Origin of the sequence: Pseudoalteromonas agarivorans, from assembly GCF_024518735.1 — a bacterium.
In the GTDB taxonomy this organism is placed as follows: Bacteria; Pseudomonadota; Gammaproteobacteria; order Enterobacterales; family Alteromonadaceae; genus Pseudoalteromonas; species Pseudoalteromonas atlantica.
The window spans coordinates 113,914-129,440 of the sequence record NZ_JANIGJ010000007.1 but is presented as its reverse complement, the minus strand read 5'-3'; the positions used below and the strand labels follow the sequence as shown (position 1 = coordinate 129,440).

At 42.3% G+C, this 15,527-nt stretch carries 15 protein-coding genes; 6 read left to right on the top strand and 9 right to left on the bottom strand.

The genetic code is table 11. The features are described from left to right. Position 1: 1 nt before the first annotated feature. Positions 2-949, top strand: coding sequence for an alpha/beta fold hydrolase (locus NQT65_RS13680; RefSeq protein WP_055252664.1), 948 nt, complete (start codon positions 2-4; stop codon positions 947-949). On the opposite strand, the gene NQT65_RS13675 is transcribed toward NQT65_RS13680, so the two are convergent. Next, the gene (locus tag NQT65_RS13675) at positions 909-1,826 is read right to left on the bottom strand and encodes a cation diffusion facilitator family transporter (RefSeq protein WP_029773365.1); all 918 of its coding nucleotides are present in this window, start codon (positions 1,824-1,826) and stop codon (positions 909-911) included. The two genes, NQT65_RS13680 and NQT65_RS13675, sit on opposite strands and share 41 nt — an antisense overlap. A 107-nt stretch (positions 1,827-1,933) precedes the next feature. On the opposite strand from NQT65_RS13675, the gene trmL reads away from it, so the two are divergent. Then, positions 1,934-2,398: a tRNA (uridine(34)/cytosine(34)/5-carboxymethylaminomethyluridine(34)-2'-O)-methyltransferase TrmL gene (gene trmL, locus NQT65_RS13670; protein WP_029773366.1), complete on the top strand. Its 465-nt coding sequence runs from the start codon at positions 1,934-1,936 to the stop codon at positions 2,396-2,398. 97 nt (positions 2,399-2,495) lie between these two features. On the opposite strand, the gene gpsA is transcribed toward trmL, so the two are convergent. The 4 genes from gpsA to NQT65_RS13650 are packed head-to-tail and all read right to left on the bottom strand — an operon-like array spanning position 2,496 to position 4,747. After that, positions 2,496-3,503 carry an NAD(P)H-dependent glycerol-3-phosphate dehydrogenase gene (gene gpsA, locus NQT65_RS13665; RefSeq protein WP_024031407.1) on the bottom strand — a complete coding sequence of 336 codons (1,008 nt, stop codon included), beginning with the start codon at positions 3,501-3,503 and terminating at the stop codon, positions 2,496-2,498. A gap of 3 nt (positions 3,504-3,506) precedes the next feature. Next, complete coding sequence (secB, locus tag NQT65_RS13660; protein WP_004588614.1) at positions 3,507-3,992, bottom strand: protein-export chaperone SecB; 486 nt, start codon at positions 3,990-3,992, stop codon at positions 3,507-3,509. Positions 3,993-4,026: 34 nt separating this feature from the next. Beyond that, positions 4,027-4,284, bottom strand: a complete 258-nt coding sequence (gene grxC, locus NQT65_RS13655; RefSeq protein ID WP_004588615.1) for a glutaredoxin 3 — start codon at positions 4,282-4,284, stop codon at positions 4,027-4,029. A 31-nt stretch (positions 4,285-4,315) separates the two neighbouring features. Then, entirely contained in the window at positions 4,316-4,747 is a 432-nt protein-coding gene (locus NQT65_RS13650; protein WP_256851390.1) for a rhodanese-like domain-containing protein, read from the bottom strand. Between the two features lie 530 nt (positions 4,748-5,277). Between NQT65_RS13650 and gpmM the strand changes: the two genes are divergently transcribed. The 4 genes from gpmM to NQT65_RS13630 all read left to right on the top strand — a co-directional run bounded on the left by gpmM (position 5,278) and on the right by NQT65_RS13630 (position 10,226). Then, a complete protein-coding gene (gene gpmM, locus NQT65_RS13645) occupies positions 5,278-6,822 on the top strand; it encodes a 2,3-bisphosphoglycerate-independent phosphoglycerate mutase (protein ID WP_004588617.1) in 1,545 nt (514 codons plus the stop codon). 3 nt (positions 6,823-6,825) lie between these two features. Further along, positions 6,826-7,965 (top strand): murein hydrolase activator EnvC family protein, encoded by a 1,140-nt coding sequence (locus NQT65_RS13640; protein WP_256851389.1) that lies wholly within the window; start codon positions 6,826-6,828, stop codon positions 7,963-7,965. Positions 7,966-8,001: 36 nt separating this feature from the next. Continuing rightward, complete coding sequence (locus NQT65_RS13635) at positions 8,002-9,267, top strand: S41 family peptidase (protein ID WP_256846212.1); 1,266 nt, start codon at positions 8,002-8,004, stop codon at positions 9,265-9,267. Between the two features lie 197 nt (positions 9,268-9,464). After that, positions 9,465-10,226 (top strand): divergent polysaccharide deacetylase family protein, encoded by a 762-nt coding sequence (locus tag NQT65_RS13630; RefSeq protein WP_256851388.1) that lies wholly within the window; start codon positions 9,465-9,467, stop codon positions 10,224-10,226. Positions 10,227-10,380: 154 nt separating this feature from the next. Here the strand turns inward: NQT65_RS13630 and rpoH are convergent, their stop codons facing one another. From rpoH to ftsY, 4 genes are all read right to left on the bottom strand, one after another. Continuing rightward, positions 10,381-11,244: an RNA polymerase sigma factor RpoH gene (gene rpoH, locus NQT65_RS13625; protein WP_004588621.1), complete on the bottom strand. Its 864-nt coding sequence runs from the start codon at positions 11,242-11,244 to the stop codon at positions 10,381-10,383. A gap of 260 nt (positions 11,245-11,504) precedes the next feature. Next, positions 11,505-12,491 carry a permease-like cell division protein FtsX gene (ftsX, locus tag NQT65_RS13620; protein ID WP_256851387.1) on the bottom strand — a complete coding sequence of 329 codons (987 nt, stop codon included), beginning with the start codon at positions 12,489-12,491 and terminating at the stop codon, positions 11,505-11,507. Further along, entirely contained in the window at positions 12,488-13,165 is a 678-nt protein-coding gene (gene ftsE / locus NQT65_RS13615) for a cell division ATP-binding protein FtsE (RefSeq protein WP_256851386.1), read from the bottom strand. Before ftsE ends, ftsX begins: the two co-directional genes overlap by 4 nt. Before the next feature lie 231 nt (positions 13,166-13,396). Continuing rightward, entirely contained in the window at positions 13,397-15,373 is a 1,977-nt protein-coding gene (ftsY, locus tag NQT65_RS13610) for a signal recognition particle-docking protein FtsY (RefSeq protein WP_256851385.1), read from the bottom strand. Positions 15,374-15,527 lie beyond the last annotated feature (154 nt).

The following is a 15,527-nucleotide window of genomic DNA, read 5'->3' as shown; positions in this document are numbered from 1 at the left end:
CATGTTTTACAGTACCGAATCAGCGCTTGAAAGTAACCAAGCACGCATTAATCACTTTTACGAAAATGTACTTAATAAAAACTATTTTAATGCATCTGAAGGTAAACTGTTTTTTGCTTACGCAGTGCCAGAAACAGCTAACACTGCCATAGTAATTAGCTCTGGGCGCATAGAAGGGCTTGAAAAATACAAAGAGCTGCTGTGGGAGCTTTACACTAATAACTATGCGGTATTTATAGCCGACCACCAAGGGCAAGGCCGCTCGTATCGACCGTTAAAAAATAAGCACAAAGGGTATGTAAAACGCTTTAGTGACTACAGTGCCGACTTAGATTTATTTAATCAACATATTGTAAATAAGCACTGGCAAGGCAAAAAAATATTATTAGCCCACTCTATGGGCGGCGCTATAGCGTACGATTATTTTGCAAATTACCCGCATACTTTCAGCGGTGCGTTTTTATCAGCGCCCATGTTTGATATTTACACTAAAGGTATTCCTAAACCGGTGGCTAAATTTATAGCCCGCGCCGCCACAAAGCTCGGTTTTGGCTACAGTTATGCGCTAGGGCAAAACGATTACAACCCAGAAGAATTTGCGCTTAATACCTTAACCAGCAGCCAAGTGCGGTACAACCTATTTAGGCTCACTTATCAACAACAGCCTCTTTTACAGTTAGGCGGCGTTACATATGGCTGGTTAAATGCAAGCTTTGCTTTTATGTCTGCCGTGGATACCCACACAATCAACCTCCCTATTTTTATTGCCAGCGCACAAAACGATGAAGTGGTTGATAACAACGCGCAACAAAAGCTCGTAAATAGGCTCCCTAATGCCGAGCTGAAAAGCTTTGCAGGGGCTAAACACGAGTTATTGTTTGAACGCGACGAAATTAGAAAACCTGTGCTTATGCGCTTGTATCAGTTTTGTTCTTCGTTTGATACTTAGGTACCACCGAAAGCGGATCTAGATGAATTAAGATATCAACCTCAGAGTCAAAGCGCTCGGCAAGCGCCTTTTCTACATCGTCAGCTACATTGTGGGCACGTATTAAACTTAAATGGTCATCAAGCTCTAAGTGCATTTGCATAAACTTAATTTTACCGCCTTGGCGAGTGCGGATATCATGTACACCGTGTACATCTTTATGTGCATTAGCAATATCTAAAATACTTTGCTTTTCATCATCTGGGAGTTCTTTATCCATTAGATGATCGGCACTCTCACACGCAATATCCCAACTGTTATAAAGTAAGTAACCGGCAACGCCTATGGCAAACAGCGGATCTGCGTATAACACCCCATAGTACGAGAGCAAAATAGCAAGTAATACCGCCGCATTTAAAATTAAATCCCCTTTGTAATGCACCGAGTCTGCTTTAATAGCGATGGATTCGGTATGCTTAACCACTTTGATCTGAAAAAACACAATCACTAACGTACAAGCAATAGCAAATATACTCACCCACACACCTAACAGTGAATGACTAAGCACAATTGGGTTAAATAATCGCTCAATACCGTGAAACGCCAATAAGCACCCCGACCCTGCTATAAACGCAGCCTGACCAAGTCCGGCTAGGGCTTCTGCTTTGCCATGACCAAAACGGTGATCGTCATCTGCAGGGCGCAGTGCATACCCTAGCACTAAAAAGCTCATGGCCGTGGCGGTAATATCCATTAATGAATCGGTTAATGAGCCAAGCATAGAAGCTGAACCCGATGCCAACCATGCCCAGGTTTTAGCGGCTATCATTAAGCTAACCATAACCATGGTAACTATGCTTGATGTTTTAACCCAAAATTCGTAACTACGGTGATGCACGTTAATATTCACTACTTGCGGTATTCAATGGCGCGAGTATATCATTTTTTTACCGGTTTCGTGTATACTGCCACTCGTCAAATTATAGATTAATAGAAAGGCGCATTATGCTGGATATCGTTTTATATCAACCTGAAATTCCACCAAATACAGGAAATATCATACGCTTGTGTGCAAACACAGGTTACTCATTGCATTTAATTGAGCCATTAGGTTTTGAGTGGGACGATAAGCGAGTAAAACGTGCCGGGCTAGATTACCACGAGTTTAGTAACGTACAGCGCCATGCCTCGTTTGAAGCCTACCTTGAAAAGTGCCAACCTAAAAAAGTGTATGCATGCACTACTAAAGGCAGCCAGTTTCATCACGAAGCCAGTTATGAAGCCGGTGATTGCTTGGTATTTGGGCCAGAAACTCGCGGTCTCCCCGATGAGATGATTCAAGCGCTACCTAACGATCAGCGTGTGCGCATTCCTATGCAGCCTAATAGCCGTAGTATGAACCTATCAAACGCTGTGGCGGTATTCGTTTATGAGTCATGGCGCCAGCTAGGCTTTCCTAACGCGCAATAAGCACCTTGTACCAAACAATAAAAAACCGACATAGCGTCGGTTTTTTTAATAGCAAAGCATGTTCATGCTTTTAATAAAATGGGCATTATATGCTCATTTATTCGGCGCGCTGCTCTCGGCCTAATAACGCCATGGCGGCTTCTTTCATATCTTTATTTTCATAAAGTACTTTATAAATTTGCTCAGTAATAGGCATTTCTACACCGGCGCGTTGTGCTAATAAATACACTTCTTTTGTGTTTCTAAAGCCTTCAACAACTTGCCCAATAGACTCAATAGCAGCATCAACCCCTTCACCTTTACCTAATGCCAAACCAAAGCGACGGTTGCGCGATTGATTGTCGGTACATGTTAAGATTAAATCGCCAAGTCCAGCCATACCCATAAAGGTTTCTTGCTTTGCACCTAAGGCACATCCTAAGCGCGTTAGCTCAGCTAAGCCGCGAGTGATCAGTGCAGTACGTGCATTAGCACCAAAGCCCACCCCATCAGACATACCAGCACCAATGGCTATTACATTTTTAACCGCGCCACCTAACTGAATGCCAATAAAGTCATCGTTGTTGTACACGCGGAACGAGCGCCCACAATGGAGTAAATCTGCAAGTTGTTGCGCAAACTCCGTTGAGGTAGACGACACCGATATAGCGGTAGGTAGCCCCATTGCCATTTCTTTTGCAAAGGTTGGTCCTGATAAAACCGCAAGCGGCATTTCATCACCTAGTTCCTGCAGGGCAACCTCTTGTAACAAGCGACCAGTATTTGGCTCAAGCCCTTTTGTTGCCCACGCAACTTGCGCACCTTCAACCAGCGCAGGTTTAATTTGCTGCAATGTATCTGCAAAGGCATGGCTTGGCACAACCACAAGTACAATAGCACTGCTGGCTACGGCTTGTTGTAAATCGGCTTGTAATAAAAGAGTGTCGGGGAATGGTACATCAGGAAGGTAACGTTGATTTTTCCGCTCAGCTGCAAGCGTGGCAACGTCGTCGCTATTGCGACCCCAAAGTGTCACTTGGTGACCATTTCGGGCTAAGCAAATAGCAAGAGCGGTGCCGTAAGACCCCGCCCCTAATACAGTAACAGCTGAAGTTGCTGTACTCATAAATTATGCGTCTGCTGAAACCTGCTCAGCTTGCGCAGTACGTTGTTGCATGTATTGTGCAAATAACGCATCAAAGTTCACTGGCGCAAGGTTAAGCTGTGGGAAAGTACCACGGTTAACAAGATTAGATACGGCTTCACGCGCGTATGGGAATAACACGTTAGGGCAGTATGCACCTAGCATATGTGCTAGTTGTACTTCTTCAAGCTCACCAACTGTAAAAATACCGGCTTGCTGAATTTCACATAAAAACGCAGTTTCTTCACCGATAGAAGCAGTAACCGTTAGTGCTAAAACCACTTCAAACACACCTTCGTCTAGCTTATTAGAGCGCGTGTCTAGGTCTAGCTTAACTTCTGGCGTCCATTCTTTTTGAAAAATCGCAGGCGAGTTAGGCGTTTCAAACGATACATCTTTAGTGTAAATACGTTGAATAGTAAATTGTGCGCCACCTTCTTGTGCTGCTGCGTTTTGATTTTCTTCGTTCATTGTGCTTCCTACGTGTTAGTTTTTATAATTAAAATTAAGCATTTAGCTTAGCGTCAAGTTTACCTTGCGCTTCAATAGCCATCATGTCGTCGCAGCCACCGATATGTTCATCATTAATAAAAATTTGCGGTACTGTGCTTGCGCCACCTGCTTTAGCAATCATTTCATCGCGAAGCTCTGGTTGAACACCAATATCAATATTTGTGTACTCAACACCTTTACTGTTTAAAAGTGCAAGAGCACGTTGGCAAAATGGACAGTACGCTTTGGTGTATAAAACAACATTACTCATAATAAATCCTCTATCGGTACTACTAAACTGATTAGCGACCTGTTGTAGTTGGAAGGCTGGCAGATTGCCACGACCCCATACCACCTGATAATACATAAACCGATTCAAAGCCTGCTTTATGCATTGCATTAGCAATACCTTGAGCAGCCATGCCTGTGGCACATACTAGTATAATGGGTTTGCTCTTGTGCTTTTCAAGGCTTGAAAAGTCAGATTGTTTTGCTTTTTCAGGGCTTAAGTGTTCAGCACCCGCAATACGACCTGCGTTAAATTCTTTTTGAGCACGAATATCAACTACTTTGCCATCTTCACGATTAATAAGAAGTGTTAATTGCTGTGGGTTTATTTCTCTCACTGCTGAAAACTTGCTCTTTATCCAGCCGCTTACAATAAGGAATACAAGACCAACCCAAGCTAGGCTTAAAATAGGATGATTTGTAATAAATTCAATATATTGATCCATTCTACTTCCACTATGAAATTATGTTCTAAACCTAGGGCGTGTTGGCCTTTGTGGATTGAAATTTGTTCAATCTAGGGGCGATTAAATCGCGGCGCGAGATTTGTAACCTAGTGGGCTAAGTAAAAACCAAGCAACAAAGAGGTAATAGCCCCTAGAAAAAACCTACGGGCAGCGCATGTTTGGTATTTATGCTACGTTATCGCCTATTTATGGGGAATAACCACAATTCATAGGCTCTGCCTTACCAAAAACCAAACATACTGCTGCAAATTCAGCCACCAAAGTGCAACACGCCCTAATATTCTAGGTATTTTGTACTTTAGCCACGCAAGTATACCCAAACCAAGTTAAAATGCGAGTTTGCTGCGCTTTAAAAACACATAAAGCACCCCATATATGAAAGTAAGTAAAAAATTTAATATCTTGTTCTCAGTGCTGATTCTGGCGCTAAAACACGGTATGCTAAAACTAACCAGATAACCTTTCGGCGCACAGTACCCATCAACAGGTGCTAATTTTCAGGAGCTATTATGACAGAGCATAAAAAACCACTGGTATTAATGATTTTAGACGGTTGGGGATACCGCGAAGATGAGCAAAGCAATGCGATTCTTGCGGCCAACACCCCCGTTTTAGACAACCTATGGGCAACCCGTCCACGCACATTAATTTCAGGCTCAGGTTTAGATGTAGGCTTACCTGAAGGGCAAATGGGTAACTCAGAAGTAGGCCATGTAAATTTAGGTGCTGGTCGTGTTGTTTATCAAGACTTTACTCGCATTACCAAAGCAATCAACGATGGCGAATTTGACTCAACTCCTGCACTTGTTGAAAACATCGATAAAGCAGTCGCTGCAGGCAAAGCCGTGCATATTATGGGTTTATTAAGCCCAGGTGGTGTTCACAGCCACGAAGATCATATTGTCGCGAGTATTCAATTAGCCGCTAAACGCGGTGCAAAAGAAGTATATTTTCATGGCTTTTTAGATGGCCGTGATACACCACCACGCAGTGCTAAAGCATCAATAGAGCGTATAGAAGCCTTATTTGCCGAGCTAAATTGTGGCCGCTTAGCTTCTCTTGTGGGGCGTTATTACGCCATGGACAGAGACAACCGTTGGAACCGTGTAGAAAAAGCCTACAATGTAATGGCATTAGGTGAAGGCGAATTTAATTATGCTGATGGTGTATCGGCATTAGAAGCCGCCTATGAGCGCGACGAAAACGATGAATTTGTAGCTCCAACCACCATCACGCCACAAGGCACTGAAGCAGCACAAATAAATGATGGCGACACCATCATCTTTGCTAATTTTAGAGCCGACCGTGCCCGTGAAATTACCCGTGCCTTTGTAGAGCCAGGCTTTGATGGGTTCGAAAAGAAAAAATCACCACAGTTAAGCGCATTTGTAATGATGACAGAATACTCAGCCGATATTGATGCCCCTGTCGCATTTGGGCCTACGCCATTGGTAAACGTATTAGGTGAATGGCTTGAAAAAAATGGCAAAACGCAGCTACGTATTTCTGAAACAGAAAAATACGCTCATGTTACGTTTTTCTTTAGTGGCGGACGCGAAGATGAATTTGAAGGCGAATCACGCGAATTAATTCCTTCTCCACAGGTTGCCACTTACGACCTTCAGCCAGAAATGAATTCAGAAATGCTAACCGACAAACTTATTGAAGCTATTAAAAGCGGTAAGTTTGATGCCATTATTTGTAATTACCCGAATGGCGATATGGTGGGTCACTCTGGTGTGTTTGAAGCCGCGGTTAAAGCCTGTGAAGCTGTTGATGCATGTATAGGCCGCGTGGTAGAAGCCCTAGATGAGTTTGGTGGTGAAGCGCTTATCACAGCCGATCACGGTAATGCAGAGCAAATGGCAAATACTGCCACGGGCCAAGCTCATACCGCTCACACTAGCGAGCCAGTGCCATTTATTTATGTAGGACGCGATGCAACGCCAAGTGAAGGCAAAGCATTAAGTGATGTAGCACCTACTATGCTTCACCTTATGGGCATGGAGCAACCAAGCGAAATGACCGGCACGCCAATCATGACGTTGAAATAACACATGAGCAAACCAGTAAATTGGTTTAGTGTTTATACATTTGTATTGGTTTCGTTAGTGGTTGCACCTGCAACTGCTAACGAAAACCGCACTAAAAAAGACCTATCTGAAGTGCAATCTGCATTAGAGCAAAGCCAAGCAGAGTACAATGCACAGCGAAAAAAAATTGCCGCACTGCAAAAAAACTTAAAAAAACACGAGTTAGAAATAGCTAAAAATGCCAAAGCCCTCAATATGGCTGAGCAATCAGTAAAAGAAACCGAGCAAAAACAACAAGCACAGCAACAAAAAGCACAGCAATTAAAAGCTCAACATGCGCAATTTCAAGCCATTTTAGCTGCCCAGCTAAAAAGTGCTTACATGGCTGGGGGCGACGACTACCCCAAAATGCTTTTAAACCAGCAAGACACAGCTAAATTTGAGCGTACATTAAGCTATTACAACTATTTAAATAAAGCGCGCATAGAGCAAATTGAAGAGCTTAAAGTACTACAACAACAAATTTCAGAAAACCAAGCCGCACTTGCCAAAACCAAACAAAAATTAGCCGTCTTATTTGAAGAACAAAAAAGACGCCAAAGCGCGCTAGTAAACGCCCAAAGCGAGCGCCAAACTAACCTTAAAAACTTACAAGCACAGCTCAATAGCACTAAAAGCTCGATTAATTACTTAAAAGACAACGAGCAAACATTAATCACCACCATTGAAGAACTTGAGCAAGAGAAGACTCAAAAAATTGAATTACTCGGCCTTAATAAAAGTAAAGGCAAGCTTAATTGGCCCAGCAAAGGAAAGCTAAAACACACATTTGGTCAGCGCAAACATGGCGGCATAGACTGGAAAGGCGTGTTAATTGGTGCAAAAGAAGGCACTAATGTAAACAGTATTAATAATGGCCAAGTTGTTTTTGCTGATTGGCTTAAAGGCTTTGGCTGGGTTATTGTGGTTGATCATGGTGAGGGCTTTATGAGCCTATACGGCCATGCGCAAACATTATTAAAAGATGTGGGCGACATGGTTCGAGAAGGCGAAACGCTGGCATTAGTAGGTCAAAGCGGCGGACAGTCGAGTTCTGGTCTATACTTTGAAATACGCCACAAAGGACGCGCAGTAAATCCTGTTAAATGGTGCAGACGTATTTAAGTGAATAAAACAGCTGCACCGCATTAGGAGCAGCTGATGACTCAAAAAATACCACAACCACGCTCATTTCCCTCTTCCCGTACGCGCTATTCGTTTTTATTGTGCGCATTGACCTGTATTGCTATTTTTTGTTTTAGCAATTCATTACTTGCCAGCTCAGTTAAAGATCTTAAAAGTCAGCAAATTTCTGAAATTCTCTTCAATATTAAAGCCTATTATGTTGATGACTTATCACTTTCAAAAGGTGCGCAGGGTGCCTTTAATAATCAGCAAGTTGAAATTTTACTAGACCAGCTAGACCCTTATTCTAAATACCTCAATGAAAATGACTTAGACGCTTTGTTTAACAATACAAATGGCCATTACACTGGCGTAGGCATTGAAGTAAAAGACATTGACAGTGACATTACTATTGTCGGTGTAGTTAAAAACTCCCCAGCCAAAAAGGCCGGTATTTTAGCGGGCGATATTATAGTTAGTGTTAATGATACAAACACGCAAACACGTAGCTTAGAGCAAGTAGCCGCGTTGATAAAAGATACCCGCTTTAACGCGGTTAAACTAACAATAAAGCGCGCAGGGCAGCAGCAACCAATCAGCTTTGCGGTAAATCGCAAAGAAATAAACTTAGAAAGCGCCACTAGCCAATTACTCGACTCAGGCACTGGGTATTTAGCCATAAATAATTTTTCTAATCACACCTTACATGAAGTGGCGCTGCAGGTAGCTGCACTTAAAAATGATTATCGCACGCCCCTTAAAGGGTTAGTCATTGATTTACGTGACAACCCAGGTGGTACTTTACAAAGCGCAGTGGCGGTAGCGGATCTATTTCTACAAAGCGGTACTATAGTTACTACTAAAGGGCGCTATTACGACGCTAACCAAGCCTACTACGCCAAACGAGGCGACATACTTAAAGGCTTGCCTATTGTGGTGCTTATTAATGAAAATTCGGCCTCTGCGGCAGAAATACTCGCCGCTGCTTTAAAAGACAATCAGCGCGCTACAGTGGTTGGTAATCAGTCTTATGGCAAAGGATCGGTGCAATCTTTGATCCCACTCGGTGATGGTAATACAGCGCTAAAATTAACAACTGCTAAGTACTTTACACCTGCGGGCGTATCGATTGAAGGCGTAGGAGTTACCCCCGATGTAGCAATTGCGCAAGCAACACTTCCACAATCAAATAAAGCCGTTATAATAAAAAATGAGCAGAACAAAAATGCACCACAATTTGAACATGAAATACTGGGCGACTTGCAGTTAGTAAAAGCTAAGCAATTACTTAGCATGCAATAGTAAATAATCTGAACTCTAGGTAAGTGATTTAATAACAGAATAAATATTAACACTATTAAATTCTGCTATTCTCTAGCAATAAGTTTTAAGTAAATTCAACGCAGTTAGCGCTAAAAATGGCTGCTGAGATAGCTTTATTACCCGGCGCTGAGATTAAATACCCTTAATAAATTAAAAAGATAATAAAAACTATAAACGTGAAAATAATAAAATGGCTGTTGTTGGCTATCTGCTTTGTATCTAGCGCTACTTGGGCAAAGCAAATAGCCATCGTAATTGATGATATTGGCTATCATCAGCGAGATTTAGAATTTCTTACCTTACCAGGGCAATTGTCGTATTCAATTTTGCCCCACACACCCTACTCTCAAATTTTTGCCACGCTTGCCAGCCAAGCAAATAAAGAGCTTTTATTGCATGTACCTATGCAAGCCTTAAACGGTAAAGCACTCGGCCCTGGCGGGCTCACTGTAAATATGGATAAAGAACAGCTACAAAAAACTTTAGGCACCGCATTGGCAAGCTTACCGCAAGTAAAAGGGGTTAATAACCATATGGGGTCGGCTCTCACTCAACAAAGCCAAGCCATGAAGTGGACTATGGAAGTACTTAAAAAACGTAATTTATTCTTTTTAGATAGCCGTACTACCGACTTAAGCCAAGCGCAAAATGCGGCAAATTTTATCGGGGTTGAAAATATAGGCCGCCATGTGTTTTTAGACAATATAACCACGCATGAGCAACTGCAGCAAAGGCTGGATGAGCTAAAATATAAAGCGACTAAACATCACTTTGCCATAGCGATTGCCCACCCCTACCCAGAAACCATCGACTTTTTACGCCAAGCGCTACCTGAGCTCACCGAGCAAGGCTTTGAGTTAGTTCCGGTATCGCAACTAGTGCATAAAAAATATATACAATTAGCGCAGGCGCAAGGTAAAGGGATCAACGCTAGATAGCTTTAGGCGGTATTTTAAGTATATTTAAGCCATACAACTAAGCTAACAAAAACAATATTAAGTAGCTAAAACGTTGATTAAAATACTTACAGCCACAAAGCAAAAGCCCCGCATATTAATGCAGGGCTTTTTAAGTTTTACTATTTTTGCGCTATTAGCTCATAGCACTTTGCAGCTTTTTCATCGCTGTTTTTTCTAGCTGGCGAACACGCTCAGCAGATACACTATATTTTTCAGCAAGCTCTTGTAGTGTTGCTTTGTCATCAGACAACCAGCGTGCACTTACAATGTCTTGTGAGCGTTCGTCTAGCGTTTTAAGCGCGCTAAATAAACGAGTATGAGACTGCTCTTGCCATTGTTGCTGCTCAATATCGTCAGCTAAATCAGCTGAGCCGTCTGTTAAATATTGTACTGGTGAATATGTACTTGTTGGTGCGTCGTCGTTATCGTCGCCCGTTAAGTCAAAGCCCATGTCTTGGCCGCTCATGCGCGATTCCATTTCACGAACTTCTTTTTCACTCACACCTAGCTCATTCGCTACAGTGCTTACTTCAGCTTGGTTAAACCAACCTAAACGTTTTTTGTTTTTACGAAGGTTAAAAAACAATTTACGTTGCGCTTTAGTGGTCGCAACTTTTACGATGCGCCAGTTTTTAAGCACAAACTCATGAATTTCTGCTTTAATCCAATGAACAGCGAAAGACACTAAACGTACACCCACACTCGGGTCGAAACGCTTAACCGCTTTCATCAGGCCTATATTGCCCTCTTGGATTAAGTCGGCTTGCGGTAAACCATAACCCGAGTAGCTTTTAGCAATATGTGCTACAAAGCGTAAATGCGACATAATGAGTTGCTTTGCAGCACTAAGATCGCCTTCTTCTTGAAGTCGTGTTGCTAGCTCTTTCTCTTGCTCAGCCTTAAGCATAGGAATTGTGCTAACCGCTTGAAGGTAGCCGTCCATGCTTGCGCTTTGTTGCCCAACTGTAAGTGCCATTGCGTATAAATCTTTACTCATTTTTCACCTCGGTGATAAACATTTGAAACCATCTTAGCACTCTTTCTCTAAGAGTGCTAACCCCAATTTAAAACTTTTTTTAAGCGTAAATCAAGCGGTTTTTTAGTGTATGTTAAGTCTACTACATGCGACTGAATAAGTGATGAACTAAGGGATTGCAAGAGATTAGCGCAAGCGTAACAGCGCATTTACAACTAATCTCATTTGAGGATAATAATATACAAACATGACATTTTTGAGTCAGCCATTAGCAGCCGTACTTATACTTTATCAGGCTCAATTTCTTTAATATATCGGTTTACCGATAAGTAAGAACCAATAAAGCCTAAGCTGGTTGCTAGTAATACTAATGCGCCAAACTCATTAAGCGTTAAACCAATTAACGAAAAGCTTGTTTGATACACGCCTGCAACGCTGCTTACTGCGCTAGTTAACCACCACATCATTAAGGCAATACAAATAAATGCAAACAAGCCCCCAATAACGCCATACCAAATGCCGGTCCACAAAAACGGAGCGTGTATAAACGTATTGGTAGCACCTACTAACTTCATTACTTGTATTTCTTCCTTTTTATCCATAATCGATAAACGAATCGTATTACCAATAATAAGCGTGACAGAGGTAAGAAGTAATAAAGCAATTGTGATAACGCTTTCTTTTAATAAGTCTAATAATGCATTTAGGCGCTCAAGCCAAGCAATATCAAGCTTACCAAAATCTACTTCGCGCTCGTTCTCAAGCTTTGTAAGCAGCGCTTTAGCTGCATTAGGCTGGCGATGCCGCTTAGTAGGTGTCACTAATACAACATCGGGTAGTGGGTTGCTTTCTAGGTATTCTAAAGCTTGCCCAAACCCCGACACATCTTTAAATTCTGTTAGTGCTTGCTGCTTAGAAATAAATTCAACACTTTCTACCTCGGCGTAAAGTGCTAAACGCTTTACTAAGGTTTGTGTTTCTTGCTCGCTCATACTTTCTTTTACAAAAAGCGATATTTCACTGGCTTCTTCAAACCCGCTACTGACTTGCTGTACATTTTTTACAACTAAATACAGCGTTGCAGGCAATGTTAAACTTAGCCCAAGTACAGCAATTGTCATTAATGATGCAAGTGGCGTACGCCACATTTCACCTAAACTGTGCACCCCTTGACGAAAAATATTAATAATAAAAAAATAACCGCCAGCTATGGCTGATTTTTTTTGTTTGTCGTTTGAGTTTTGGCGTCCTTTAAATAACAAGCTCACAGCGTGCCCTCCGCAAGTGGGTCTTCAAGCATACGGCCATCTTTTAAAGTCAGGCTAAGGTATTTTAAACGCGACACCAGACCTAGATCGTGTGTTGCTATAAGTACTGTCGTACCGTGTTTATTAAAATCTTCAAATAGCCTTAATATTTCCATAGAGAGCTCGGGGTCAAGGTTACCCGTTGGTTCATCAGCTAATAAAATAGGCGGAGAATTTACAATCGCTCTGGCAATACCTACGCGTTGCTGCTCACCACCTGAGAGTGTAGAAGGATGACATTTAACTTTATCTAACAGCCCTACTTTATCTAGTGCACCATGAACTCGTTTAGCGATTTGTTTATGATGAGTGCCTTCAATAATCAACGGCAGTGCAACGTTATCAAACACAGTGTAACGCTCTAACAAACGATGATTTTGAAAAATAATACCAATATCGCGGCGCGCATAAGGAATTTGCCGAGAATTAACTTTATTTAAATCAACACCATTAATTAGCACGTTGCCTGCAGAGGGGCGCTCCATTAAGCTAATGAGCTTTAATAAGGTACTTTTACCCGCACCACTGTGGCCTGTTAAAAAAGCCAATTCGCCAGGCTTAATATGAAATGTAACTTTTTCGAGAGCGCGATGCCCACCCGGATAGGTTTTACTTACTTGCTGAAAATTTATCATTTTTTATTATGCCAGTCCCAAATTAGTAAAATGGAATTCCTTAGCTAGGGCCTGTTGACCTTTCAGGATTGAAATTTGCTTTGCCTAGAGCCTATTTAATCGCGGCGCAAGGTTTATAGCCCAGAGGACTAAGTAAAACCTAGCAATAAAAAGAAATAGCCCAAAGGGCAGCGCATGTTTAATCTCAAAAGATAAACAGACCAAAAAAGGGAGCAAGCTCCCTTTTATGTATTAAGCGTCATCCTCATCTTGGCTAAATAAAGCGTCAATAAAGTCATCGCTTTTAAATGCGCGTAAATCATCAATACCTTCGCCAACACCAATGTAACGAATAGGAATATTAAATTTATCTGCAACCGCAAATATAACCCCACCTTTAGCAGTACCATCAAGTTTTGAGAGGGTAATACCGGTTAAACCAACACATTGATTAAATAAGTTTACTTGGCTAATTGCATTTTGACCTGTACCCGCATCAATGGTTAGCATAACTTCATGCGGTGCATCAGGGTCAATTTTCTTCATTACGCGGGCTATTTTTTCAAGCTCTTGCATTAAGTTATCTTTATTTTGCAAGCGCCCTGCTGTATCAGCAATTAATACATCTACATTACGCGCTTTAGCGGCTTGAAATGCATCAAACACCACCGAGGCACTATCTGCACCAGTGTGCTGGGCAATAACAGGAATGCTGTTACGCTCGCCCCACACTTGCAGTTGCTCTACGGCTGCTGCACGAAAGGTATCACCTGCGGCCAACATAACCGACTTACCTTCATTTTGAAATTGCTTAGCTAACTTACCAATGGTTGTCGTTTTACCTACGCCGTTTACACCGACCATTAATATAACAAATGGTTTTTTATCAGCATGTATCTCAAGCGGTTGCTCAGCTGTTTTAAGCATTGCGGCCATTTCTTGCTTCATTAAGTCATAAAGCGCATCGCCATCTTTAAGCTGCTTGCGATCGGCGGCATCAGTAAGGCTATCAATCAGCTTCATGGTGGTATCAACACCTAAATCGGCGGTAAGAAGCTGTGTTTCTAAATCTTCAAATAAATCATCATCTATTTTTTTACCACTAAAAATAGATGCAAAGCCAGAGCCTATATTTACACGGGTTTTTAATAACCCTTTTTTAAGACGTGAAAAAAAGCCTTCTTTTTTAGGCTTTTCGGCAAGTTTAGCTTCTTCTTTTGCAAGCTCTGCCGTAATGCGCTCTTGCTCTAAACGATCAGCTTCGGCCTCTGCTGCAATACGTTCTTGCTCTGCACGTTCAGCTTCTGCTTGTTCTTGTGCAATACGTTCTTGCTCTGCACGCTCGGCCTCTGCTTGCTCTGCTGCAATACGCTGCTGCTCTATACGCTCAGCTTCTGCTTGCTCTGCGGCAATACGCTCTTGCTCTACACGTTCAGCTTCTGCTTGCTCTGCGGCAATTCGCTCTTGCTCTACACGTTCAGCTTCTGCTTGCTCTGCGGCAATTCGCTGTTGCTCTAAACGCTCAGCTTCTGCTTCTGCAGCAATACGCTCTTGCTCTGCACGTTCAGCTTCTGCTTGTTCTGTGGCAATTCGCTGTTGCTCTAAACGCTCAGCTTCCGCTTCTGCAGCAATACGCTCTTGCTCTGCACGTTCGGCTTCTGCTTGTTCTTGTACAATACGATCTTGTTCTAAGCGATCAGCTTCAGCTTTTTCTGCTGCAACACGCTCTTGCTCTAAACGCATTTGCGCTTCTTGCTCTGCTAAACGAGCGGCTTGTGCTTGTTGTTGTACCTGTGCTTCAGCTTGCTCTTTCGCAAGCAACTCAGCGTTGGCTTTTTCAATTGCTAATTTTTCATCTTGCTCAGCTTGCTCACGCTCTGTGTCTAAACGTTGTTGCTCAGCTCGCTGTGCAGCCATGCGCTCTTGCTCTAAACGCATTTGCGCTTCTTGCTCAGCTAAACGTGCAGCTTGTGCTTGTTGTTGCGCCTGTGCTTCGGCTTGTTCTTTTGCAAGCAACTCTGCATTAGCCTTTTCAATTGCTAAACGCTCTGCTTGTGCTTTTTCAGCAGCAATACGCGCTTGTTCTTCACGCTCTGCTTCAGCCTTTTCTGCCGCTAAGCGCTCAGCTTCTTGTTGCTGAGCTAATGCCTGTTGTTTATCAGCTTCTGCTTGTTTTTTATCTGACTTACCAAAACCGAGCCAAGACATGAATTTACTTTTTTTTGCCATACTTGCTAATAACCACTTATAAAAATCTGATAAACTAAAATTTGAAATAGCTTGGTGTGGCTCAGCAAAGCGTGCCGGCCAAACAACCGTTCAAAACGTAAGTGCTAAATAGTAACACTTTTAATGCGGTTGAAAAATGAAGCTAAACGTAAAC